The sequence below is a fragment of the Dysgonomonas termitidis genome, from assembly GCF_054657735.1.
The window spans coordinates 2,302,207-2,326,648 of the sequence record NZ_BAAHYD010000002.1 but is presented as its reverse complement, the minus strand read 5'-3'; the positions used below and the strand labels follow the sequence as shown (position 1 = coordinate 2,326,648).

Annotated in this window: 21 protein-coding genes; 4 read left to right on the top strand and 17 right to left on the bottom strand. The window is 39.9% G+C overall.

The window, feature by feature from the left end; translation table 11 throughout:
• Positions 1-71: 71 nt before the first annotated feature.
• The 5 genes from ald to ACYQ3L_RS13740 all read right to left on the bottom strand — a co-directional run bounded on the left by ald (position 72) and on the right by ACYQ3L_RS13740 (position 4,174).
• Positions 72-1,172 (bottom strand): alanine dehydrogenase, encoded by a 1,101-nt coding sequence (gene ald, locus ACYQ3L_RS13760; protein WP_379993983.1) that lies wholly within the window; start codon positions 1,170-1,172, stop codon positions 72-74.
• Positions 1,173-1,206: 34 nt separating this feature from the next.
• Positions 1,207-1,521 carry a DUF3467 domain-containing protein gene (locus tag ACYQ3L_RS13755; protein ID WP_379993982.1) on the bottom strand — a complete coding sequence of 105 codons (315 nt, stop codon included), beginning with the start codon at positions 1,519-1,521 and terminating at the stop codon, positions 1,207-1,209.
• A 223-nt stretch (positions 1,522-1,744) separates the two neighbouring features.
• Positions 1,745-2,176: a YbaN family protein gene (locus ACYQ3L_RS13750; RefSeq protein WP_379993981.1), complete on the bottom strand. Its 432-nt coding sequence runs from the start codon at positions 2,174-2,176 to the stop codon at positions 1,745-1,747.
• A gap of 629 nt (positions 2,177-2,805) precedes the next feature.
• Positions 2,806-3,291, bottom strand: coding sequence for a hypothetical protein (locus ACYQ3L_RS13745; protein WP_379993979.1), 486 nt, complete (start codon positions 3,289-3,291; stop codon positions 2,806-2,808).
• A 4-nt stretch (positions 3,292-3,295) separates the two neighbouring features.
• Complete coding sequence (locus tag ACYQ3L_RS13740; protein ID WP_379993978.1) at positions 3,296-4,174, bottom strand: LuxR C-terminal-related transcriptional regulator; 879 nt, start codon at positions 4,172-4,174, stop codon at positions 3,296-3,298.
• Between the two features lie 335 nt (positions 4,175-4,509).
• On the opposite strand from ACYQ3L_RS13740, the gene ACYQ3L_RS13735 reads away from it, so the two are divergent.
• On the top strand, positions 4,510-5,085 hold the full coding sequence (locus ACYQ3L_RS13735; protein WP_194225796.1) for a superoxide dismutase: 576 nt from the start codon (positions 4,510-4,512) through the stop codon (positions 5,083-5,085).
• Between the two features lie 80 nt (positions 5,086-5,165).
• Here ACYQ3L_RS13735 and ACYQ3L_RS13730 read toward each other — a convergent pair whose 3' ends face one another.
• On the bottom strand, positions 5,166-6,389 hold the full coding sequence (locus ACYQ3L_RS13730) for an IS4 family transposase (RefSeq protein WP_459952373.1): 1,224 nt from the start codon (positions 6,387-6,389) through the stop codon (positions 5,166-5,168).
• Between the two features lie 176 nt (positions 6,390-6,565).
• Between ACYQ3L_RS13730 and ACYQ3L_RS13725 the strand changes: the two genes are divergently transcribed.
• Positions 6,566-7,351 (top strand): cysteine hydrolase family protein, encoded by a 786-nt coding sequence (locus tag ACYQ3L_RS13725; RefSeq protein ID WP_379999479.1) that lies wholly within the window; start codon positions 6,566-6,568, stop codon positions 7,349-7,351.
• A 31-nt stretch (positions 7,352-7,382) separates the two neighbouring features.
• Entirely contained in the window at positions 7,383-8,798 is a 1,416-nt protein-coding gene (locus ACYQ3L_RS13720) for a sulfatase family protein (protein ID WP_379999477.1), read from the top strand.
• Positions 8,799-8,808: 10 nt separating this feature from the next.
• Here the strand turns inward: ACYQ3L_RS13720 and ACYQ3L_RS13715 are convergent, their stop codons facing one another.
• The 7 genes from ACYQ3L_RS13715 to ACYQ3L_RS13685 all read right to left on the bottom strand — a co-directional run bounded on the left by ACYQ3L_RS13715 (position 8,809) and on the right by ACYQ3L_RS13685 (position 16,727).
• Complete coding sequence (locus ACYQ3L_RS13715) at positions 8,809-9,441, bottom strand: EcsC family protein (protein WP_379999475.1); 633 nt, start codon at positions 9,439-9,441, stop codon at positions 8,809-8,811.
• 115 nt (positions 9,442-9,556) lie between these two features.
• Positions 9,557-10,063: a peroxiredoxin family protein gene (locus tag ACYQ3L_RS13710; RefSeq protein WP_379999473.1), complete on the bottom strand. Its 507-nt coding sequence runs from the start codon at positions 10,061-10,063 to the stop codon at positions 9,557-9,559.
• Positions 10,064-10,430: 367 nt separating this feature from the next.
• Positions 10,431-11,978, bottom strand: a complete 1,548-nt coding sequence (locus ACYQ3L_RS13705; protein ID WP_379999471.1) for a peptide MFS transporter — start codon at positions 11,976-11,978, stop codon at positions 10,431-10,433.
• A 139-nt stretch (positions 11,979-12,117) separates the two neighbouring features.
• A complete protein-coding gene (gene purU / locus ACYQ3L_RS13700; RefSeq protein ID WP_379999469.1) occupies positions 12,118-12,978 on the bottom strand; it encodes a formyltetrahydrofolate deformylase in 861 nt (286 codons plus the stop codon).
• Between the two features lie 10 nt (positions 12,979-12,988).
• Positions 12,989-14,842 (bottom strand): DNA topoisomerase IV subunit B, encoded by a 1,854-nt coding sequence (locus ACYQ3L_RS13695; RefSeq protein ID WP_379999466.1) that lies wholly within the window; start codon positions 14,840-14,842, stop codon positions 12,989-12,991.
• 91 nt (positions 14,843-14,933) lie between these two features.
• On the bottom strand, positions 14,934-16,073 hold the full coding sequence (locus tag ACYQ3L_RS13690) for a hypothetical protein (protein ID WP_379999464.1): 1,140 nt from the start codon (positions 16,071-16,073) through the stop codon (positions 14,934-14,936).
• Between the two features lie 96 nt (positions 16,074-16,169).
• Entirely contained in the window at positions 16,170-16,727 is a 558-nt protein-coding gene (locus ACYQ3L_RS13685; protein WP_379999462.1) for a 5-formyltetrahydrofolate cyclo-ligase, read from the bottom strand.
• 148 nt (positions 16,728-16,875) lie between these two features.
• On the opposite strand from ACYQ3L_RS13685, the gene ACYQ3L_RS13680 reads away from it, so the two are divergent.
• Complete coding sequence (locus ACYQ3L_RS13680) at positions 16,876-18,078, top strand: glycosyltransferase family 87 protein (RefSeq protein ID WP_379999460.1); 1,203 nt, start codon at positions 16,876-16,878, stop codon at positions 18,076-18,078.
• Positions 18,079-18,128: 50 nt separating this feature from the next.
• On the opposite strand, the gene ACYQ3L_RS13675 is transcribed toward ACYQ3L_RS13680, so the two are convergent.
• From ACYQ3L_RS13675 to ACYQ3L_RS13660, 4 genes are all read right to left on the bottom strand, one after another.
• Positions 18,129-19,766, bottom strand: a complete 1,638-nt coding sequence (locus ACYQ3L_RS13675) for a S41 family peptidase (protein ID WP_379999459.1) — start codon at positions 19,764-19,766, stop codon at positions 18,129-18,131.
• Positions 19,763-20,221, bottom strand: a complete 459-nt coding sequence (locus tag ACYQ3L_RS13670; protein ID WP_379999458.1) for a deoxycytidylate deaminase — start codon at positions 20,219-20,221, stop codon at positions 19,763-19,765. Before ACYQ3L_RS13670 ends, ACYQ3L_RS13675 begins: the two co-directional genes overlap by 4 nt.
• Positions 20,222-21,030: 809 nt before the next feature.
• On the bottom strand, positions 21,031-23,835 hold the full coding sequence (locus ACYQ3L_RS13665; RefSeq protein WP_379999456.1) for a M16 family metallopeptidase: 2,805 nt from the start codon (positions 23,833-23,835) through the stop codon (positions 21,031-21,033).
• A 118-nt stretch (positions 23,836-23,953) separates the two neighbouring features.
• Positions 23,954-24,340, bottom strand: coding sequence for a diacylglycerol kinase family protein (locus tag ACYQ3L_RS13660; RefSeq protein ID WP_379999454.1), 387 nt, complete (start codon positions 24,338-24,340; stop codon positions 23,954-23,956).
• Positions 24,341-24,442: the final 102 nt, after the last annotated feature.

Genomic DNA, 24,442 nt, shown 5'->3' with positions numbered 1-24,442 from the left:
AAAACAAAAAGTGAAAAATATTTTTCATGTTTCATTTATCATTCTCCGTTTTTCACTTCGCATTTCCGATATCAATATTCTTTATATTCAAGGCCGAATGTATGGGCTACGGCTTTGTAAACAATATCGCCTTTCAGAATGTTCAGTCCTTTCCGTAAATCTTTATACTGACGGCAAGCTTCTTCCCAGCCCAGGTTTGCAATACTGAGGGCGTAAGGGAATGTCGCGTTTGTAAGGGCTAAAGTAGAAGTCATAGGTACAGCGCCCGGTATATTCGCAACACAGTAATGTACTACATCATCAATAACAAATACGGGGTCGAGATGTGTAGTCGGTTTTGATGTTTCGAAACATCCGCCCTGATCTATGGCCACATCTACCAATACTGTGCCGGCCTGCATGATTTTGAGCATATCTTTCGATATCACCTGCGGGGCTTTATCTCCGGCAATGAGTACTGCTCCGACAATCAGATCGGCGTCTTTACACAATTCCTTGATTGTATGGGCATCCGAATAACGGGTGGTGACATTTGCAGGCATGATATCGCTCAGGTAACGCAAGCGAGGCAGGCTCTTGTCCAGAATAGTCACTCTGGCTCCGATTCCGGCTGCTATTTTAGCTGATTGTGCGCCTACAATACCGCCTCCGATAACAATTACATGTGCCGGTTTTACGCCCGGTACTCCTCCCAGAAGAACACCTTTTCCCAAATGCGGTTTTTCGAGAAAACGCGCACCTTCCTGAATAGCCATACGCCCTGCAACTTCACTCATAGGCACAAGCAGGGGCAGTGAGCGGTCAGGCAATTCTACTGTTTCATAAGCTATACAGATCGCTTTACTCTTTATCATCGCCTTGGTAAGCTCAAGGCTGGAGGCAAAATGGAAATAAGTAAATACAATCTGATTTTCCCTTACCAAGTCATATTCCTCTTTAATCGGCTCTTTCACTTTCACAATCATATCCGCGATAGCATATACCTCCCCGATGGTGGAAAGAATGGTTGCTCCGGCCTCCGTATAGTCCAGATCGGTGAAGCCGCTGCTAAGCCCGGCTCCGGTTTGTACAAATACTTCATGTCCCTCAATAACAAACTCATACACACCTGCCGGTGTAACTGCCACCCGATTTTCAAAAGCTTTCAGCTCTTTAGGAATTCCGATTTTCATAAGAATCTTTTATTTAATAGTTAAAAATATAACTTTATGCTTCTCCTATTGGTCCTGTTATCGGCGGAAGAAATCCGGCCGAATTATCGGCAGATACAGGCCCGTTCTGGGCTTCGAACCTATTGATATTTTCATTTAACGCATATAGCAAACGCTTGGCATGCTCGGGGGTCAATATAATACGTGATTGTACCTTTGCCTTCGATAATCCGGGCAAAATGCGAACAAAATCAATGACAAATTCGGATGAGGAATGGGCTATGATAGCTAGATTTGAGTATGTTCCCTGGGCTACGTCTTCCGGCAGTTCTATCTGAATCTGATTGTCCTGTTCATTTCTATTTTCCATAACTTTTCTATTATATAAATTTAATTTCAAGATTTCAGGATTTTGTCCATCAGCAAATTACAAATGTCTTCTATGAACCAACGGTCAGCACAGCTAAATTATTTATTGCAACCTAATAAAATCTCCTTTCCCGTAGCCCTTTCTACAAAGAAACAGAAATATCGCATAAAATCAAAGGAAAGCATATATATTTTATAACACAAATATACATATTTTAAGCGTCTCATGATACCTTGAGTTCATCCTCCGTATCCACGTTGCTATCAGGTAAATCTATCGGCATCAGCACCGCTTTTTTCCTTTTCTTTTTACTCAGGACTATTATTTGGGAAATGGTACCGATCAATCCTAAACCGAGCATTACAAAACGCATAGTGCCATATCCGAATACGACAAATGCCGTAAATATAATCATACTCCACATGATTCCTATCGAAATTGCCAGTCCTTTCCAGCTAAATCCTTCATTGACCCGGCGAATATATTTACCCGTCAACTTATTGTCCATTAGCTTCTGATGCAGGCGTGGCGAACTTTTCGCAAACAAAATACCTGTAAGAAGAATAAAAGGAGTGGTCGGTAATCCCGGTGTAACTATACCCAACAAACCCAGACTTAGAGTTATAAACCCTAATATTATATATACATATCTCATTTATTGTGCGTGCTGTTTTTTTTGAAATCGTTTCCACAACAAAGAAATGAAAAAAGAATGACATTTAATAATTCTATGTCAAATTTAATTTGTTAAATGCTCTCTATATTGCAGTGCCCGATATATCCGTATTTCTATGCCAGAAGGGATATGTTATCTTATCTTTAGAATTTTATCTATATATACAGCGCTTAGCTGATAGTTCTTTGAAGTATTGAAGGAGCCCCCTAAATTGGCTCCGCCGAACGTTGTTTCCCCAAGGGGGACTTACAGAGAGGGAAAAAAGGAACAGATAAAAAATAGTGGGAAAAGTGTAACTTTTGTAACTTTTTGGATATAGTTACGAGTTTGCCTCGCCTTCGCTTCGGCGAATGTTATTTCTGCGCCCTACGGGCAGTTACAAATTATGAGTAGACAAGATACGAGATACGAGTTGTTAACTGCTGACTGTTTACTGTTTACTGTTTACTGAAATAAGTGTTACCTTTTAACAGTTACAAGTTACTTCGCCCTTCGGGCAGTTACAAGTTACGAGTAGACAAGATACGAGATACGAGTTGTTAACTGCTGACTGTTTACTGTTTACTGATATATGTGTTACCTTTTGCGCCTTTGCGTGAAAATATTCTTTACCGTTCACTGAGAATGTCCGGGCCGGGATTATCTAATAGATCATCTTCATCTATTACCGGTTGCACTTTCTTTTTTCGGAATACGATTATCAGATATACTACCGACAGGACAGAAGTGGCACAGAGCAGATATACCCCGCTCCCGTATTTCGGCAGCTTATAGAAAAGATTGAGAGAGACTGCAAAAGCCAATACGCCTGCTATCATCAGGAATACCCGCGCTGATTTCTTTTTGAGGGACAGCCATAATACGGCGCTGAAGATACTGAGTAGAGGAACGAGATAAACAACATATGTAGTATAAACCGACTCTTTGTTGCGGGAGAAAAAATTTGTTACTTTCGTTACCTTTTTCTGTATGTCCGGTATATCCCAACCTACAATTTTCACTAATCCCATATCGAGCCACGGCAACGAAAAGGCTATTATAAACAACAGGGCAAAAAGTAATTCGAAAGATATGTAACGGTTTAACTTATCCATAATATTATAGTTCTATTTCGTCGGCGGTAATATATCCGTTTGTCATACAATAGAATATCAGACCGGATACTGTTTTTATCCCCAATTTGGCTGTAATATTCTTTCGGTGCGACAATACGGTGTTCAGGCTTATATTGAGTTTATCGGCCACCTCTTTGTTCAACAGCCCCAAAGCCACGAGGCGAAGTACATCCAGCTCCCGCTGCGACAGAGCCTGTGCTTTTGTTGCTTTAATAGCATGGCTAACCGATATCAGTTCCTGCAGGTCTTCTATCCCCGATTCGGACAAATCCGCAATCATGGGTTTTAAGATTTTCTCCCTGATGCGGTTATGCTTCTCCAAATCCCGTTGAAAACTGTCTATGGTAAATATAGTGGCATAGCACATATTTTCGTTAAAGTTTCCGGATATATGTTTAATTATAATGCTTTTAAGATCGGTAAGAAGAGCCAACGGAGCATCCCCTTTCATCATCCCCTGCTCAATCTGTCCTATCAGTTCATTCTTAAACTCGGTAAACAGACGGCTTATTAGTTTCAACTGGGGGTTATTGGGGTCGCTCATAGATATGAAAGCGTTCAGATGCTTTTCCAGATTGTGTAGCTGCCCGTGTATCAAGTATGCATCAGTCTGCTTTATGTATGTGACCACCAATTCAATATCGAATTTTTGGAGTTTGCGCTCAGGGAAGTAATCCTCGTTGAGGAAAGTATTGAGTATGGCGAGAAAAAACTCCGTATTGATATTTGCTTTCCGGCAAATATCGTCTATGGTTTTATCCCCCAGCCCCAGTTTTATTCCAAAACGGTTGATAACAGGGATCAACTGGTGATTTTCTTCTACGATTTCCGATAAAATAAAGGACGAATCTACAAAAAGCATATACTCGATAATTTTGAGAACAAAAATACATATTTATTCTGATATCTTTTTCTAAAATCTTTATCTATATAATTTAAGAAACATAGTCTGTATTTATATCACAATCAACACTTATAGATTTTAGCGATAATCCCTTAAAAACAATTTATGATAATTATCAGCTAATTGTTAAACAAATATCGGATTAAGATTGTTAATTTTGCATACACACTAAAAAACAGAAGTTTATGAAAAGGATATTTTTTACGTGTCTAACGCTCTCTGTATTACTTATTAGTAATGCTAAAGCACAAAATATAAACAACGATAATAATAACAATCAAAAAACAAAAGCTATGAAATTTGAATTACCAAAGTTGCCATATGCGACAAATGCTTTAGAGCCGGTTATAAGCCAACAGACTATCGAGTTACACTATGGTAAGCACCTTCAGACTTATATAACAAACCTGAATAATCTTGTTCCCGGAACCAAATTTGAGAATGCCGACCTTGAGACAATCGTAAAGGAAAGTGACGGAGCTATTTTCAACAATGCAGGACAGACATTGAACCACAATATATATTTCCTTTCTTTCAGCCCTAACGGTGGTGGAGAGCCTAAGGGAAAACTCGCCGAAGCCATTAACAAAAAATGGGGTTCGTTCGAAAACTTCAAAAAAGAATTCGTTACAGCAGGTACAGCAGTATTCGGCTCAGGCTGGGTATGGCTGGCTAAAGATAACGCAGGCAACCTGGAAATTACAAAAGAACCTAACGCCGGAAACCCTATTACAAAGGGGTTGACTCCGCTTTTGGGATTCGACGTATGGGAACATGCTTATTATCTTGATTACCAAAACCGTCGTGCAGACCATCTTGCCGAATTATGGAAGATAATTGACTGGAGCGCTGTAGAAGCTCGTTATTGATAAAGTAGTGTTTATTATATTGGAAAAGCAGCCTTTAGGGGCAGGAGTGGTCGGAAGAAATTCCGATCACTTTTTGTTTTCTACGTTTTGAAGAAAATAGAAGGATCACCACCACACTGCACAACAATCATAGATATAATCAGGTTTCTCAATTCCATGGAAAATCTTCTTTTAGCAGTTTTATATCCAAGTTTATTAGCCTGTTTATATATCAAGATAAGTATAGCCACAATCAAAGTCATATATAGGATAACTTTTATTCCATTTTTATTGAGTGACACAAGAGTACTCACATTTAGTTCCTGCTTTATAAATCGGAAGAATACTTCGATATCCCACCTTCGCCTGTAAGCGTCCGTAATATCTTTGGCTGATAAGTTAAGCACATTGGTGATAAACCAAAATTCTTTATCAGGATCATCTTTGCTTTGTGCTACAATTAAGCGAAAAGGTACTTCTACCAGCTCTTCTTTGTAATGGATATTACCTCGTTTATTATTAATAGGCTTACCGGTATATAAATAAACTTCACTATCTTTCAAAAGCATCAAACTACCCAAGTCTAGATCAATATCATCGCTTTTCAAGGATTTTAGTTCAACATGTTTTCGATTCTCTTTTGCTCTTATTATAAAAGGGATAGATTCTCCGGAAAAATCTTTCATGGTTCTAGCTGACTGCAATCCTCTGTCCAAAATGTAAATATTGTGATGTCCGGTTTCTTGTTTCACATGACTTCTTATAACCTCAGGTAAAGCTGTTTCTTCGCCAGAGTATTTGGAGTCTGTAAATATCTTAACATCACAAGGTAAAATGCCATCAAAAGCAATGCTATACTTAACTGACTTCTTTCCGTTTTTATGGTCAATACCTTCTTCTAAGAGTTTGCTACAAGCTTCACTTACCATTGAAGAATCAACTCGTATCAGATTATATTCCTCTTTTTCTGTCGATGAATAGGCTGCTGAGAATTGTTCATAAATACATTCATATATTTGTTTGAAGAAGTCCGCATCAATCTTAGAAAGCCGTTCTGATATGGAACTTCGGCGAACACTCTCTGATTTGTCTAAGTTAAAAAGCATCTTGAAGACTGGATCATTAAAGGTATCCTCTAAGGTTCGCTGACTTAATCTGTCATTCTCTAAAATGCCATACATCAAAAGGTAAAACAATTTCTTGCCATGCAGAACTTTTGAATAATAGTCAACTTTTGTATTTTCGGATAAATGACTTAAAAGTGCCTCTGGAATAACTCCCAATAGTTGATTTATTCCAATCCTATGATCTTTAAATATTGCCATAAATATATGATTATCAATACTTAAAGATAATAAAACTATGTGATAAAAACAAACATAATCAGCTTAATATCAAATGATTATATAAAAAAATAGTCGGAAGATATTTCTTCCGACCACTCCTGCCTTTAGGGGTTGCTTTTTTACTTATATTTGCATCAGAATGTAATACTTAAGCAATGAAAAGAACAGCCATCTTAGCCATAGACCTGCAAAACGACTTCACCACTCCTGCAGGTTCCCTGTTTGTGAAGGATGCCGATATAGACGTAGCCCGTATCGCAGACTTTATCCGGAAAAACCAGACTGAAATAGATTATATAGCCCTTACGCTTGACTCACATCAGCCTATACATATTGCGCATCAGATCTATTGGAAAGATAAGGGAGGGAACCACCCGCCATTGTTCTCCATTATCAGCGCTGCGGATGTTAAGTCGGGATTATGGCAGGCGCAATATAACAAGGAATTAGCCATTCCATATCTGGAACAGCTTGAAACCAAAGGCGAAGTGTGTACAATATGGCCTATGCACTGTATATTAGGAACAAACGGCTGGTCTATAGACAAAACTATTACCGACAGCCTTACTGAATGGGCCGTGAATAATAATAAGTCGTATGAACTATTCTATAAGGGTTATTCGCAATCGACAGAGCATTATAGTATCTTCAGAGCGGCTGTAGAATGGGATTTCCAACCTAAAACGCAATTGAATAGCAGATTACTGTCTATTCTGAACTCATATGATGAAGTATTGCTTATAGGGGAAGCCGCTGATTATTGCGTCGCCAATTCTCTTAATGACATACTCGATACCTGTAGCGGATTGGCAAAGAAGACTGTGGTTCTCACGGATTGCATGTCCTGGATCAATCCTGAGAATGAGAGCGCAAAAGCGATATTCGATAAAGCCAAAAGAATGGGAGTCCGCTTCGAAACAGCCGTGAACTATAAATTCTGAAACCAACTGATATTTATACATAACATATACCATGAAAAACAAACTGATTTTATCCGTACTGTCAGGGTGCGCATTTATTCCCGTACAGGCGCAGGTACACACTAATTTTATCGTTATAAATCTGGATGATGTCGGATATGGGGACTTTTCTTATAAAGGCGCACTGGGATACAGGACTCCCAACATTGACAAAATGGCGGCAGAAGGAATGCAATTTACGCATTTTCTTGCGGCCCAGCCTGTCAGTGGGGCGTCACGTGCCGCGTTGCTTACAGGATGTTATCCAAACAGAATCGGATTTTCCGGGGCACCGGGCCCGGACTCCAAAACAGGAATAGATGCCGGAGAAGAAACGATTGCCGAAGTGCTGAAAAAGAAGAATTATGCCACAGCCGTTTACGGTAAATGGCATTTAGGGCATCTCGAACCTTTTCTCCCGCTTCAAAACGGATTTGACGAATACTACGGACTACCTTATTCGAACGATATGTGGCCGTATCATCCTCAAAACGGCATATGGTTCAACTTTCCGGATTTGCCGACCATCGAGAACAATAAGATTATAGGATATAATACAGACCAGTCGAAATTTACGACTGACTATACAGACCGCACCATCAACTTCATACGAAAGAATAAGGATGTACCCTTCTTTATCTATCTGGCACATTCCATGCCCCATGTACCGCTGGCGGTATCCGGCAAGTTTAAGGGTAAAAGCGAACAGGGGCTTTACGGAGACGTAATGATGGAACTGGACTGGAGTGTAGGTCAGGTATTGCAAACGCTGAAAGACCTGAACCTCGAAGAAAATACACTGGTCATACTCACATCCGATAATGGGCCGTGGATAAATTACGGCAATCATGCTGGTTCGACCGGCGGACTGAGAGAAGCAAAAGGAACTACCTTCGAGGGTGGAAACCGTGTTCCCTTCATCGCATACTGGAAAGGCAAAATAGAAGCGGGGACAGTATGTAACAGGATGGCGTCCAATATAGACATACTACCCACATTGGCAGATATAAGCAATGCGCCGCTGTCACAGAACAAGATCGACGGGGTCAGCCTGCTGCCCCTGATGAAAGGTGATATGGAAATGATTCCTCACCAATATTTCTTCTATTATTACAGGGTAAACGATCTGGAAGCCGTAACCGACGGGACTTATAAACTTATATTTCCGCACAAGCACAGGACATACAGCCTGTTTCCCCCGGGTAATGACGGAAAACCGGGAGAAGTGAAAGAAGATTTTGAATTGAAAGAACCACAATTGTACGATCTGCGCCGCGATGCGGGTGAAAGCTATAATATTATAAACGAATATCCCGAAATAGCCGACAGGCTGGAAAAAGCAGCTATGACAACAAGAGAAGATATCGGCGATAATCTCACGAATATGAAAGGAGCAAACCGCAGGCCAATAGGCAGGGTGAATAAATAAGCTTTTCGTTCTACTCTTTGGCTGGGATATTTCCGTCGAAACTGTCGATAAAAATCTTTTTGGCTACTTTGCCCACGATCCTTGTGGATATGGCATCATATGAGCCGCCAACCACACCGCCGACTACAGGTACGGCTTTCCCTATGGAGGTTACTCCTTTTTCGCCTGCTTTTGCTGCCAGCTTGGCACTGACTTTTTCGATGGTTCTGGTTATCAGTTTTTCACTGGCCTTGATACTTACATCTTTCAGTAGTTCCTTTGCTCCATTGCCTACCATGCAAATATAGACTAGGGATTTGACTCTATCGTCTCTGATATCGTGCCCACCCATATAGGCTATAGCTGCGATCATGCGTATTTGTACATAAATCACGCTGGCAATATTTGCAGGAACAGTCAGGGGCATAATCATAACGCCGCCAAGCCCGGTGACGAAACCACTTGTAGCAGCCTTGGCTACCTGCCATTTGATTAGCGAGTCTACTTGCTGGCTCAGTGTACCATCCTGATGGAGATAGCTATTGCCCAGATCATAGGCTGAATCGACACCCGTCAGGCCGACTACAGCTTTTGAATATGCCCAGTCGAGCGTTTTGGCCATTAGCCCTTTGTTTGGCTTTATATTTTGTTTGTTGTCAGTCATTATTCTAAATCCCTAATATTTTATTTACCAGAACAATAACTATGCCAAGTTAGACAAAAAGAATAAAGCGTCTCATTTTCAGGAAATGAAACGCTTTAATAAAAAGTAAAATAATTTAATTCTCATTCAACAGTCTGCCCAGATCGTTAGGCGTAAGGTTCATTGCCACGATTACCCCGTTTTCATCAATCAGGTAATTCTTAAACCCTCGTTCCAACTGATAGCGATCATACAGCCCGGAGGAAACTTCCCCTTTGGCCAGAAACTGATACTTGGTATCAATTTTATCCATGACCAATGTCCTCTCATACACTGACTCGCTCTTGTCAAAAGAAACTGAAACCATCTGCACCGGATACCGCTTATTCTCGATAATATGAGACAGCAACACATTGTCCTTGTGCGAATAGGCGTCGTAAGCCGCCCAGAAGTTTACCAATACTTTTTGACCCCTAAGGTCAGACAAATTAATTTTTGTTCCTGATTCATTTACCAAATTTTTAATATCAGGCAACAGGTTTCCCGGATAAATACCTTCCGAAAGACTAGAAGTTCTTGATATGTTGGATGATAAACTGATAAAAGTTACACCCGCAATCAAGAAGTACTTCAAATACTTCATAAAATAATCATTAGGTTACCACTAAAGTCTTTATCCCTCACTTCCTTCACAGAAAAGGGAAAAAGACCCTCCCAACTTTTGGGAACAGAATCAATTATCTACGCTTAGATAATTTATAATCCTGTATTTCGGGGTCAAAGATAATACAATTTAGCGAAATGTGAATAATCTGTTCAAGCTAATTATTAATAGTTGCAATTTTTACAATGCCTCCAAATAGTTTATATATTTGATAATCAATGTATTGAAACGTGATCTTTTGCTCTTCTTTTTGTATTTGCAACATACTTTAAATTAGTATCTGGAGATAAATAAACCCCGGTTTCATAGCAGAAACCGGGGTTTATTTTTAATATTTATATATTATTTACTTTGTAATGCGCTCAAGCCATTTCAACATAAAGAGCATTGTAAACATTGATATACAACATGCTGCAACAAATACACACCATGTGGCCCAAATAGGAATATTTTCATACAGAATAGCACCAATAAACAACAATTGATTACCTAATGCCGTAGCACCAAGCCAGCATCCTTGCATAATTCCTTGATATTGTGGAGGTGCCACTTTAGACACAAATGATATCCCCAGAGGACTGATAAATAATTCCGCTATTGTCAATATCAGATAAGTTCCTATCAATAAGAATGGTGTTACACGAGCAGAATCCGCTAATCCACCCACTGCTTTTACTTCATTAGCTGATGGCAAACCTAAGGAACCCAAAGACATTACAACATAGGCCAAAGCTGCAATACCCATACCAATGGCAATTTTTTTAGGAGCCGAAGGCTCTTTGCCTTTTGCCCGTAACCAGCCAAATACAGCCAGAATTATCGGCGTTAATAAAACAACAAACAGCGGATTAAATGACTGAAATAGTTCTGCGCCTTCCAATGTAACTAAACCAAACAGATCAAGCTTCATACTACTCAAATCGGTGTAATCGTTTGCAAAGAATGTTAAAGTTAATCCGTTTTGATGGAATGAAAACCAGAAGAAAATCACAACAGCAAATACAGCAAATAAAGCGTATAAGCGCTGTTTCACTTCGTTCGCATCCATAGCAGGCGCTTCTTGTATTGCTGAGTGATCTTTCTTTACAGCTTTCTTCAATGCCGGATCTGGAAAACGCTTCTTATTTATAGTATAAATAGTAAGAGAGATCAGCATGGCAAAGATTGCTATACCGAAGGCATAATGGAATCCTGTATTAAATACACCAAGATATTCATTGGCAAACAAAGTCAGATCAGCAGGGGCACCATTCAGACTAACTTCGGGAGCTAACTTTGTAAAACGTTCAGCGGCTTCACCTGTAAGAGTTCCACCGATTTGCTGGTGACAAAGAGCCGGAAGATCGGAATTATATACAAAACCGTTTGTTTTAAGCCACCAGTTTCTGATACCTACTGCAATAAGCGGTGCAAAAATAGCACCTATATTAATAAACATATAAAACAATGAGAAACCGGAGTCACGCATTTTTCCATACTCTTCATTATCATACATTTGACCCACCAGGGCCTGCAAATTACCTTTAAATAAACCATTCCCAAAGGCGATAACAAATAGGCCAAAACAAGTAAGAGTTAGATATAAAGCTAAATTAGGAACCGGGGTAGGGGTCGGAATCGCTATAAGTAAATACCCTACGGCCATTAATATAATACCTACTTGAATTGTACCTTTATATTTCTTCGTTTTATCTGCAATAAGACCCCCGACAAGAGCCAAAGCATAAATAGAAAAGTAAAATACAGAGTAAATAATACCTGCATTTGATTTATCCAAACCAAATTTTGACATTAAGAAGAGGGACAGAATAGCCATCATTATATAGAAGCCGAAACGCTCTCCCATATTTGACAATGAGGCCGCTAATAAACCTTTAGGATGATTTTTAAACATAAAATTATATTTAAGATTAATATTATAAGTTATTTCATTCCTTCCTATGGTATTAAACTTTACAAAAGTAAGAAAACATACCAGATAATCGTTTTATCCAAACATATTAAAGAACATAAAACCCTGCTAACGGCATTTTTTATGCAAATAAGATAGTTTTGTTCTTATATACCAATACTCTTCTAGTAAGATGATATTCGATAGCATGGGATAATACTATCTTCTCCAGATCCTGCCCTTTACGCACCAGGTTCTCCACACTATCGCGATGCGTAATGCGGGTAATATCCTGTTCTATGATCGGCCCTGCATCAAGCTCGGCTGTTACATAGTGGCTTGTAGCGCCGATAATTTTCACACCTCTCTCATATGCCGCATGATAAGGCTTTGCTCCCACAAAAGCGGGAAGGAAAGAATGGTGGATATTAATTATCTTATTAGGATATGTTTCGATGAATTTATCCGTCAATATCTGCATATAACGTGCAAGAACAATAAAATCGATTTCCTTATCTTTTAACAAAGCCAGCTGTTGAGCTTCTATTTCATCCTTATTATCCTTGTTGAGCTTTAATACATGGTATTCAATACCGAAGCGTTCGGCAACCCACCGCATATCTTCGTGATTACTTATGATAAGGGGAATCTCCACATTCCATTCTCCTGCTGTGTAGCGAGCCAGTATATCGAACAGGCAATGTGACATCTTAGAAACAAAAACGGCCATACGTGGCGTATAGTCGTTGAAATAGAGCCGGAATGTCATATCGTACTTCTTAGCATACATCGTCTGGAAGTAATCGCTGATCTTCTCACGGGGAATAATAAAATTGGTTAAATCCCATTCGATACGCATAAAGAACGTATTCTCCTGCTTATCCACATGTTGTTCCAGATTGATGATATTACCTCCATTCACATTGATAAAATCGGTAACGGCAGCTACCAGCCCCGGCTGGTCGGGTGAAGATATAAGTATAATTGCGTGGGCGTTGTTCATTTTAATTTATTTAGTCTTCTTCTATCACCAGATTATCAATAATAAACTCTTGTCTCTCAGGGGTATTCTTACCCATGTAGAAATTGAGCATATTATTCACTAAATCTTCTTTCTTCATTGTCACCCGGTCGAGGCGCATATCTTTTCCTATGAAATGCACAAATTCGTCCGGTGATATTTCACCCAGACCTTTAAAGCGGGTTATTTCAGGATTTGCACCCAACTTACTGATGGCAGCAATTCGTTCTTCCTCGGTATAGCAATAGAATGTCTCTTTCTTGTTGCGAACGCGGAAAAGCGGTGTTTGCAATATATATACATGATTCTTCTTTATCAAATCCGGAAAGAATTGCAAAAAGAAAGTCAGTATCAGCAAACGGATGTGCATACCATCCGTATCAGCATCGGTAGCAACTATTATCTTATTGTAGCGTAGCCCGTCCAATCCGTCTTCGATATTCAAAGCTGCTTGCAACAGGTTGAATTCTTCATTCTCATATACAATCTTCTTTGTCAACCCGAAACTGTTCAATGGCTTTCCACGAAGGCTGAATACCGCTTGCAGATTCGGATTACGGCTCTTTGTGATAGAACCGCTGGCGGAATCCCCTTCGGTAATAAAAATACTGGTTTCATCCAGATTATCACCCTTGGTATCGTTATAATGAATGCGGCAGTCGCGCAATTTCTTATTATGCAGATTGGCTTTTTTTGCACGTTCACGGGCTAGCTTCGTTACTCCTGCGATAGCCTTACGTTCTTTCTCCGAGTCAAGGATCTTTTTAAGTAACGTCTCCGATACATCGGTATGTTTATGCAGATAGTTATCCAACTCCTTTTTGAGGAAGTCCCCGATAAATTTCTGTACAGAAGGCCCCCCCGGTCCCATATCTTTTGATCCCAGCTTCGTTTTGGTCTGGGATTCGAATACGGGTTCTTCAACCTTTATACTGATAGCTGCCACAATACCGCTACGGATATCAGCATAATCGAAATTTTTATTATAGTATTCTTTGACTACACGGGATAATGATTCACGAAACGCAGACTGATGCGTCCCTCCCTGTGTGGTATGTTGTCCGTTCACAAACGAATAATATTCTTCCCCGTACTGGTCGGTATGCGTAATAACGACTTCTATATCTTCATCTTTCAGGTGAATGATCGGATACAGGGCTTCGGAGGTCATATTCTCGTTCAGGAGATCTACAAGCCCGTTTTTGGAGAAGAATTTCTTACCATTATAAATAATCGTAAGTCCGGTGTTGAGGAATACATAGTTTTTGAGAAGACTTTCCACATAATCGTCCCTGAAGCTATAACTCGTAAAAATCGTATTATCCGGGATAAACTCTATCAATGTACCGTTCTCTTCCGTAGTGCTGTGCACCTTATCTTCATCAGTAACAATCGCTTTACTATATTCTACAAAAGTAGTTTGTCCATCGCGAAAGCTCTGAATACGGAAAAATGAAGAAAGGGCATTTACAGCTTTTATACCTACCCCATTCAGTCCTACCGACTTTTTAAAAGCCTTAGAGTCATATTTGGCTCCGGTATTCATTTTCGATGATACATCTTTCACTTTACCCAATGGGACTCCACGTCCGTGGTCACGCACTCTGACAACACCTTCTTCGATAGCGACATCGATAGTCTTGCCATAGCCCATCATGTATTCATCAATAGAGTTATCCAACACTTCCTTCAGAAGTACATAGACACCATCATCGGCCGATGAGCCGTCGCCCAACTTACCAATATACATCCCCGGACGGCGACGGATATGCTCCTGCCAATCGAGGGTTTTTATATCATCATCGGAATAATTAACTTCGGGTAATTCGATCTTCTCTTCTTCCATAAACTTTTTAAAAATCTCTAGTAATGAAAAACGCAGCGTAAAATTATAAAAAATTCTTCGGAAGAAAAAGTTAAAGTGACACCCCTCATCCTCAATTCAGATGTTTTATATAAGCCCGGCGCATCTTATGATTCTCTGCATTAAAGCCGTCCCATAATGATGCCACTTTATTATTCATTTCCAGTTCGGGATTGGATTCGGCGAACTGAAAACCACATTTGTATGCCGATGGTATAAAGTCATTAAATATAATCGCGTTTACCCCTTTCCCCTGATATTCAGGTGCAATACCTATCAATAGTAGGTCTATAACCGGATTCTTTTTGCTCTTCAGATCTTTCAACAGGTGATACCATCCGAAAGGGAATAGTTTTCCACGCGACTTAATCAGCCCCCGGGATAAACTTGGCATTCCGATACCAAAGCCTACAACTTCATCCGTTTCTTCTTTTATAATGATAGATACGATATCCCATCGTAAAAGAGGTACATACATTTTCACATAATGATCTATCTGCTTCTGGGTTAAAGGTGCAAAACCATAAAGAGGCTTATAGGCTTCGTTCATCAATTTGAACAGCCTGTCTACATATGGTGCAATCTGCTTCAAATTCTTAAACTTCAAAACTTTCAGGCCATAGCGGGTGGCTACCATATTGGCGATGCGTTGATGCCTTTCAGGCACTGCATCAGGCACAGGAATCCGATATTCATTCCAGTCGGCTTCTTTCCCGAAGCCCAATCGCTCCAGTTGTGTCACATAATACGGGTAACTATATTTAGTGGCCATAGTACTCACCTGATCAAACCCTTTTATAAGCATACCTTCAGGATCGAGATCCGTAAAACCCATAGGCCCTACTATGGCGTCCATACCCTTATCTTTTACCCATTTTATCGCTGCGGCGAATAAAGCATCTACCACCTCATTATCATCTATAAAATCAACAAAGCTGAAACGTGCATGTTTTTCGTTCCATACTTCATTGGCCTTATGGTTAATGATCGCTGCAATCCTGCCTACAATCTGATTCTCCTCATAAGCCAGGAACATCTGCATCTCGCAAAAATCAAATGCAGGGTTTTTCTTTATATCCAGGGTGTCCAACTCGTCCAGTATCAGCGAGGGCACATAATACGGACAATCTTTATATAATTTTATCGGGAATTTCACAAAGGCCTTCTTTAAAGCCTTATCATTCTCACTTACTTCTCTAACTACTATAGACATACTTCAATTTCTGGTTCTATTTTGGGCGTAAAGATAATATTTTAAATGACGAGTCATAATTTATGAATTATGAATTAGCTTCTGTTAACTGACTCCTTACCAAATCAACTCATTTTCTGATACAATGTAATCCATCTTTACATCATTTTTATCTGCAGGTATTCCATCGAACAGCTGAAATTCGAAGCATATACCGAGCCTGGGAGCTTTCAATTTAGGTAAAAAGCGGTCATAATAAGCTTTCCCTCTTCCCATCCGATTCATTTTCCGATCAAATGCCACTCCAGGAATTATTATCAGATCAACTTTCTTATAATCCGTATAATTATCCCCTACAGGCTCCATGATACCGAAAGCCGATTGCTGGAAACATGTATTGGTCGTGCATCTTCTGAAAACCATTTCGTCTTTTTCAATCACCGGAAGGTAAAAATCTTTGCCGGCGCTCCATTTGCGAATAAAATCGAAAGTCTGCACTTCATCATCAAGGCTATTATATATAAATATCGTTTTGGATTCCTGAAATATCCCTGTCAATTCAAGGACAGATAATACTTCCTGTGAACGATTATATAATTCATCAGAAGTAAATTTCTTTTTAAGTGCAGAAATCTCTTTTCGTAATTTATCTTTCGCTTGTTGTATATTGCTCATTTTTTTTTAACTATTGAGGCTGACAAATAACGTACCATAATTCAGCCTGATATAGAAATATCAGACAAAAATACATTTCTTCGGTAATATTATCCTATTTTTGAAGCTGAAAATAAAAATTACCCTAAAAAAACAAGACGCAATTGTTATGCATGCCATTGTCAAATTCTTTCAGAAACCGATTTTCTATGATAAACGTCTGATATTCGCCTTATGGATCGGGGCTGCTCTGCTGGCAGGACTGAGTCATCTGAACAAGGCCAATAACTATCAGATATTCAAATATGTATTCTACCATACGATAGAGCAGGTAAACCTGTATACCGAATACCCGGACCAGTATTTTGACTCGAATCACTACGGGCCGCTGTTCAGTATTATAATAGCACCTTTTGCCGTGCTGCCTGATTTTTTGGGAATACCTTTATGGGAAATGGTAATTGCCGCTACTCTACTGGTAGCGATCTATAAACTTCCGATGTCGTGGAAAGGCAAAGTTATCATCTATTGGATTGCCATGCTCGAAGTATATCTGAATGCGACCAACAGCCAGACAAATACACTTATAGCTGCATTGATAATCGGGGCTTTCATCTGCATCAAGTCAGAAAAAGACTTTTGGGCAGCCTGCTTTATTATGCTCGGTCTATTTATAAAGTTATACGGCATTGCAGGGCTGGCATTCTTCTTTTTTTCAAAACATAAGCCAAAGTTTATCGGTTACTTGTTTCTGTGGGGCATTATTTTCTTCATATTGCCAATGGTAATATCTTCTCCCCAGTTTATCGTACAAAGCTATGCGGACTGGTACGAATCGCTGATGTTGAAGAATACATTGAATACGGGTTCGGTCTATCAAAATATATCAGCAATAGGCCTGATACAAAAAGTTTTGGGGTTAACGTTCTCAAATCTGATCATTCTTATTCCTGCCGTCATTCTCTTTGCCCTGCAATATATACCGGTAAAGGAATACCGAAACCCGGTTTATCAATATGGCCTTTTAGCATCGACACTTATCTTTATCGTCTTATTCAGCACCGGCTCCGAAAACAGCACTTACATCATAGCCGTGACCGGGGTTGCTATATGGTTCCTTATACAAAAGAAGCCTTTGAATAAATACCTGCTCATTTTATTTGTATTCACCTTATTTCTTACTCTTTTCGCAAATTCGGATCTAATCCCGGCTTTTATAAGGAGAGAGGTCATAAGGCCATATTCACTCAAAGCATTCCCAAGCCTGCTGGTATGGCTGATACTGGTTTATCAGCTTACAACATTCCGCAAGGCATCCGGAAAAGAATTATCAGGCCACTATCTGCCGGCAAATAAAGCAGAAGAACGGTGAACCCATAAAGGAGCATGAGTTTATAACTCATGCTCCTTTCTTATATTATCCTATTTATACTGTTCGCTCTTTATAGCTTCGGGTGTCGCTTTATTTGCTTTCAGCAGTTTAACGGCCTCTTTCATTATCAGGTCGTCTCTCTGGGCTACCGGATAGTATGCATCTTCCCCGAAAATGTTCCGCAGGATAATCGCTTCCATCTGTGCCTGCAGGAGCCTTCTCGATTCTTCGATCAGGTATGGCTGGCGGCGTATTCCTTTACCATACGCATACTCAACCAGATAATCGACAACCGGTTGTGTAGCGAGATATTTATGAGCCTCCTGCCATGTTTTATAACCTTTCAACTTTTCCCTGTTCTTCGCTGAGTAAACGAAAGAGTATTCACGCATCATTCCGCTATTAGCCACTTTCAGGTAATAAGAGTTTATCCCTGTGGTGTCGCGGGGGACAAACACATCGGCCAGGATACCGTCATCACCATATACAGGACGTCCCGCCAAAGTGTGGAACAAAGGAAGATTATCCAGTTTTATGCTATCTCTGTTAGAAAATTCACCCCTATTATAACGGTTTAGTATATCCATATCATAATCGGTACGGTCACCTTTCTTATATGCTTTTTGGATACATCTTCCCGAAGGTGTATGGTAGCGGGCAATGGTTAATTGTAAAGCCGAACCGTCTTTGAACATAAACCGGTTTTGCACAAGACCTTTTCCGAACGAACGACGTCCTACAATCAAGCCCCTGTCGTTATCCTGCATCGCTCCCGCAAAAATTTCACTGGCAGAAGCACTTCCTTCGTCTATAAGCACGATCAACTGATTATCTTTACATGTACCCGAACCATCGGCAAATACATTTTCGCGGGGATACGCACGGCCTTCGGTATAGACAATCATATTACCGTTTGCAAGGAACTCATTCGTCATCATTATTGCCGCGCCCATATAACCACCCGTATTCTGTTGGAGGTCTATGATGAATGATTCGCAACCCTGACTTTTCAGTTTTGCTATAGCTGTGATAAACTCATTATAAGTAGTGCTTCCAAATTTCGTAACTTTGATATAGCCTATCTTATCGTCTATCATATATGATACCGGAACTGTTTTCACAGGTACATCCGCGCGTGTAACCTCAAATTCGATCAGGTCGGGACTTGTATCCCTTTTTATTTTTATTTTTACTTTGGTATCTTTCTTTCCCCGCAATGTTTTGAAAACTCTCTCTTCGCTAAGCCCTTTCCCGACAAAGAGACTGTCGTTCACATATACCAGCCTGTCGCCGGGGATAATCCCTACTGCTTCAGAAGGTCCTCCGGGTATAACGTTTACAATATTTACCGTATCGTTCTTGATAAGGAACTCCACTCCCACTCCACTGAAATGGCCTTCCAGTTCATCACCGTTATACGCCATATTCTCTGCCGAAATATACACAGAGTGAGGGTCTAACCCGGCCAGAATCGTAGGAATGGCATCTTCAACCAGTTCATTTACATTGACTGTGTCTACATACGACTTATTCACATATTCAAATATAGTCTCCAGTTTGTTGCTACCTCCGAATATTTTCCGTACAGGGGTAAATACGGAAAATATATTTCCGATAAGAATTCCTACAGCGATACTCAATGCAATGCACAAAGGCAGCCAAATGTATATCTTTTTATTACTTTTCATTTATTTTCTAACTCTATTTTATTTTCAGTTTCATCCATCTCGATAAGCACAACTTCGATCCCGGCACGCTCCAACAAAGCCGCGCCATCGCTACGCCTGTATCTCTGGTTGTAAACAACCCTTTTGATACCTGCCTGGATAATCAATTTTGCACATTCGATACAGGGAGATGTTGTTACATACATTGTTGCGTCCATGCTACTATTGTGCGAGCATGCTACTTTTGTTATGGCATTGGCCTCGGCATGTAAAACGTACGGTTTGGTCTCATTGTTCTCATCTTCGCAGATATTTTCAAAACCTGCCGGAGTACCATTATATCCATCCGATATAATCATTTTATCCTTAACAATTAACGCCCCTACTTTCCTGCGTACACAGTATGAATTTTCAGCCCAGATAGCTGCCATTCTCATATAACGTTCATCCAGCAGCTGTTGCTTATTTTTAGTCATATACTTCACCTCTTTTTCGAAGCACAAAGATAATGAAAAGTTCACGATATGTTATTATAAGCGTGTTTTTTATCTGAATAAACGCACGAAAATCGGCCCTTATAACCACCGGTCAAATATTCACTTTTATTAACTGCACTATGTTAAAACCTGACACTTTTCTGTGAACAGTAAACAGTATTCTCATGCAAAGACGCAAAAGGTAACAGATATATCAGTAAACAGTAAACAGTTATCAGTTAACAACTCGTATCTCGTATCTTGTCTACTCGTAACTTGTAACTTGTAACTGCTCAAAGGGCGCAGAAATAACATTCGCCGAAGCAAAGGCGAGGCAAACTCGTAACTATATCAAAAAAGTTACAAAAGTTACACTTTTCCCACTATTTTTTATCTGTTCCTTTTTTCCCTCTCTGTAAGTCCCCCAAGGGGGACTTAGGGGGCTTCTTCAACACTTCAAAGAACTATCAGCTAAAGGCTATCGGCTTCATATATAGATAAACTTTTTCGAAAAAAATATTTTTTTGCTAAGTACATGACAAAAATTTATATGCTGCTCTTACAGAGTATTTCCCCTGTTCTCTCCGGAATTTGATATTTGCGAAAGTGTCCAGTCGCCGGCTTCCGGCGTCAAAACAGGTTCGGTTAAATTCGTGGCAATTAGCATAAGAACGGGTGATAAACAAACACGACACATTATCTGACAAAAAGGTTGTGATGCAGCAAATCCAAATCTTTTTAATAAATTAAAAAGCTGCCTGAAATAAATCCAGGCAGCTTTTTTACCGTATAAATTATAATGAAACAGGTTATTTCTTAGGATTCATTATTACTTCAATAAAGTTACCCTGCGATATCAGTTGTTTTGTTACAGCCTTGATATCATCTTTAGTCAATGCATTTACTATTGACAAATAATCGGAATAATTATCCTCTCCATAGAAATGATATGCACTCAGGGTACCCACCCAGTAGCCGTTTTGCTTTTCATCTTCCTGGAATTTTTTCACCATATATTCTTTCACTTTCTGGAAGTCGGCATCTTCAGGTCCTTTTTCTGCTATGTTTTTCACTTCACGGTCAACAATAGGAGCTATCGATGAAGCTCTTTCAGGATCAGTGTCGAATGTCATTACTAATCTGGCTTGTCCCTCAGGTATGCGGTTAATATCCGAACCCACACCCACACCATATGTGCCACCGGCTTCGTCCCTGATGGTACGCATATATACAATGTCCAGAATTTGCTTCAATGCGGAAAGCGCTATTTGAGTTTTCTGGTCACGTTTCAATGTCCCGCTATACAATTCGAATACAGAGGTTTTAGGCGTTTTCATTTCCTGCTCGAATATATCTTCAAACTTACCTTTGCGTATATCCGCTTTTACATCCTTGTATTTAGCATCTTTATTGCCGGACGGCAGAGAGGCCAGATATTGTTCTACCAGTGGTTTTAAAGTAGCTTCATCTATAGTTCCCACAAATGTGAAAGTGAATGAGCCCGGATTGGCAAATATTTCTTTGTATATTTCAATGATACGGTCGTAATTCAATTTTTCCGCATCTTCCAGGGTCATTTCCTTCATACGCGGATTGTCGCCGTATCGGGCAGCAATAGTACGCAGGCTCATTACATATGACGGTTCGGAAGCCAGATTCTTCAGCTGGTTCTTTATCGCGTCCATCAATGTCGTGTATGCGCCCTCATCTTTACGAGGCGCGGTGAAGTACAGATATGTAAGCTGCAACAAGGTCTCTACGTTTTTGATATTTGATGAACCATTCATCCCCTGTGTCCAGCTTGATATATTGGCATTTACATTTGCCGACTTTCCGGCTAATACTTTTTTCAGGTCTGTAGAACTGAAATTTCCGATACCACCCACATATGGCACCATAGATGCCATGTTTGCATTATCTATATCGGCATCGGCTATGATGGATGTACCGCCATAACCATGCGAAGCCATGATGATCTCATCATCCTTGTAGTCGGTCTTTTTAAGAACGACTTTAATGCCATTGGATAACGTCCAGACTGTAGCACCCAGCTTATCGTCTTTTGTTGTACTAACTACTTTACCTGCCTGTGGCAATTGCGCGATAAGCGGTTCATTGGATACTGTTTCCGCATACGGAGTAATGTTTTCGGCTTCTACAGTCCTGAAAACATTCAGTAATTCATCCGTTGTCGGATATACCAGCCCTTCTTTCTCTGGTCCGGTAACGGTAATGATAATATTCTTGTTGTTGATAAGTCCCTGCGACATTGCATTGATCATTTTGGCATCAAGCATCGGGGCTATCTGTTTCAGGAAGTTGTATTCATATTCTATTCCCGGAATACCTTCATTGTCGGAAAAGCTGCGCACATATTCCTGCACATACCTTCTGTTCAACTCTTTACTCCTATTATTATACATATCCTCATATCTTTGCAGGAGGGTAGCTTTGGCTCTTTCTACTTCGGCTTCGGTGAACCCGAATTTGCGGATACGTTCGTTCTCCCTTACCATACTGGCCAAAGTTTCGTCTACTTTCCCTTCTTTACTCAAAGCCATTGTTGTCCATGCGTCTTTGGTCTTTGAGACGAAGAAATTACCATCGTAGGCATATGATGCTGCGAATGGTGCATCAGCTTTCTGAGATATTTCGTTTAATCTGTCGGATAGCATACTGGATGCCAGATTCTTAACAATGCCGGACATAAGTTCAGCTTGTGTTTTCTTCAGATTTTCGGGCAGAATATCATGCTTTATATACAGGCTGACAACAGTTTGCACGGCTTCCGGGTCCGTTATTACCGATACAATGGGTTCTTCATTGTCCGGTACAGGGAAATATACCCTTTCGGCAGGGCTGACAGGTTTAGGTATATCGGCAAACATAGTTTTTATCTGTGCTTCTATCGCATCTACGTCTATATCCCCTACCACAATGATAGCCTGTAGGTCCGGTCTGTACCACTTATGGTAATAATCTTTTAGTGTCTGATACGGGAAGTTTTCCACTATCTCCATCTTTCCTATTGGCATGCGGTCGGCATATTTACTGTCTTTGAATATAACAGGAAGCTGCTTGTCCCAAATACGCGACTGCGCCCCGCTGCGTGTACGCCATTCTTCTTTAATAACCAGACGTTCTTCGTCAATCTGCTCGTCTTTGAGGGCAATAAAGCTCGACCAGTCGTGTAATACCAACAGACAAGAGTCAATGACCGTCTGACGCACAACCGGTACATCCGACAGATTATATACGGTTTCGTCAAAAGATGTATAAGCATTTACGTTTGCACCGAACTTCACACCGATACTTTCCAGGTAATTAAGGATTGTTTTTTTGCCCGGAAAGTTTTTTGAACCATTAAAAGCCATATGCTCCAGAAAGTGAGCAAGCCCTGCCTGATTATCCTCTTCCTGCATTGAACCTACTTTTTGAGCGATATAGAAATCAGCTCTTTTCTCCGGATATGCATTATGCCTGATATAATATGTCAGACCATTTTCGAGCGTGCCGAATCTTACCTGCGGATCTATCGGTAATGGCTGAGGCATTTGCGCTTTTATCAGCCCGGTTATAACTACAAAAGCAAATAAAATAATTGATTTCCTCATACTTAAATGTTTTAGTTTAGTATAATATGTTTGTTATGAGATTCTTTATTGTTTATTAAGGGTAATAGGAATTAAATTTAATATTTTACGTCCATAATATTTAACATTAGTCTCAATTTTATATAAAAAAATCACAAAGTTTGGGTAAAAAAATAATGATTCTGCAAACCACAGATATCATAGCAGCCAGAAAAACGGCGGCAGCTGCCAGGTCTTTGATTTTCTTAATTATCATATGCCATTCGGGCGATATATAATCACATATATTTTCTATGGATGTGTTGATAATTTCCAGAGACAAAACCAGTCCGATCAGTACCAGTACAATTAGCCATTCGGTCAGGGATATATCCAGTAAGGCGCCTAGTATAACGACAATGACGGATACAATAATATGGATGCGGGCATTGTGTTCCTCTGCCCACAATACCTTAAAGCCGCAAAAGACATGTTTGAATGTTAATAGCCTTTCTTTTATAGAAAACTTCTTTTTGCTTTTTTCCATTTTTACTCTTTTTCCTGTAGTTCTTAAGGACACGCTAATGTATAAAAATAAGTTGTAAACTTATTAAAATATATGAGTAATGTCAAATCTAACTGTTCAATT

Coding starts and splice junctions, on each gene's coding strand:
- ald (WP_379993983.1), bottom strand. CDS start 1,172: ATGAAAATCGGAATTCCTAAAGAGCTGAAAGCTTTTGAAAATCGGGTG.
- ACYQ3L_RS13755 (WP_379993982.1), bottom strand. CDS start 1,521: ATGGAAAATAGAAATGAACAGGACAATCAGATTCAGATAGAACTGCCG.
- ACYQ3L_RS13750 (WP_379993981.1), bottom strand. CDS start 2,176: ATGAGATATGTATATATAATATTAGGGTTTATAACTCTAAGTCTGGGT.
- ACYQ3L_RS13745 (WP_379993979.1), bottom strand. CDS start 3,291: ATGGATAAGTTAAACCGTTACATATCTTTCGAATTACTTTTTGCCCTG.
- ACYQ3L_RS13740 (WP_379993978.1), bottom strand. CDS start 4,174: ATGCTTTTTGTAGATTCGTCCTTTATTTTATCGGAAATCGTAGAAGAA.
- ACYQ3L_RS13735 (WP_194225796.1), top strand. CDS start 4,510: ATGAAATTTGAATTACCAAAGTTGCCATATGCGACAAATGCTTTAGAG.
- ACYQ3L_RS13730 (WP_459952373.1), bottom strand. CDS start 6,389: ATGGCAATATTTAAAGATCATAGGATTGGAATAAATCAACTATTGGGA.
- ACYQ3L_RS13725 (WP_379999479.1), top strand. CDS start 6,566: ATGAAAAGAACAGCCATCTTAGCCATAGACCTGCAAAACGACTTCACC.
- ACYQ3L_RS13720 (WP_379999477.1), top strand. CDS start 7,383: ATGAAAAACAAACTGATTTTATCCGTACTGTCAGGGTGCGCATTTATT.
- ACYQ3L_RS13715 (WP_379999475.1), bottom strand. CDS start 9,441: ATGACTGACAACAAACAAAATATAAAGCCAAACAAAGGGCTAATGGCC.
- ACYQ3L_RS13710 (WP_379999473.1), bottom strand. CDS start 10,063: ATGAAGTATTTGAAGTACTTCTTGATTGCGGGTGTAACTTTTATCAGT.
- ACYQ3L_RS13705 (WP_379999471.1), bottom strand. CDS start 11,978: ATGTTTAAAAATCATCCTAAAGGTTTATTAGCGGCCTCATTGTCAAAT.
- purU (WP_379999469.1), bottom strand. CDS start 12,978: ATGAACAACGCCCACGCAATTATACTTATATCTTCACCCGACCAGCCG.
- ACYQ3L_RS13695 (WP_379999466.1), bottom strand. CDS start 14,842: ATGGAAGAAGAGAAGATCGAATTACCCGAAGTTAATTATTCCGATGAT.
- ACYQ3L_RS13690 (WP_379999464.1), bottom strand. CDS start 16,073: ATGTCTATAGTAGTTAGAGAAGTAAGTGAGAATGATAAGGCTTTAAAG.
- ACYQ3L_RS13685 (WP_379999462.1), bottom strand. CDS start 16,727: ATGAGCAATATACAACAAGCGAAAGATAAATTACGAAAAGAGATTTCT.
- ACYQ3L_RS13680 (WP_379999460.1), top strand. CDS start 16,876: ATGCATGCCATTGTCAAATTCTTTCAGAAACCGATTTTCTATGATAAA.
- ACYQ3L_RS13675 (WP_379999459.1), bottom strand. CDS start 19,766: ATGAAAAGTAATAAAAAGATATACATTTGGCTGCCTTTGTGCATTGCA.
- ACYQ3L_RS13670 (WP_379999458.1), bottom strand. CDS start 20,221: ATGACTAAAAATAAGCAACAGCTGCTGGATGAACGTTATATGAGAATG.
- ACYQ3L_RS13665 (WP_379999456.1), bottom strand. CDS start 23,835: ATGAGGAAATCAATTATTTTATTTGCTTTTGTAGTTATAACCGGGCTG.
- ACYQ3L_RS13660 (WP_379999454.1), bottom strand. CDS start 24,340: ATGGAAAAAAGCAAAAAGAAGTTTTCTATAAAAGAAAGGCTATTAACA.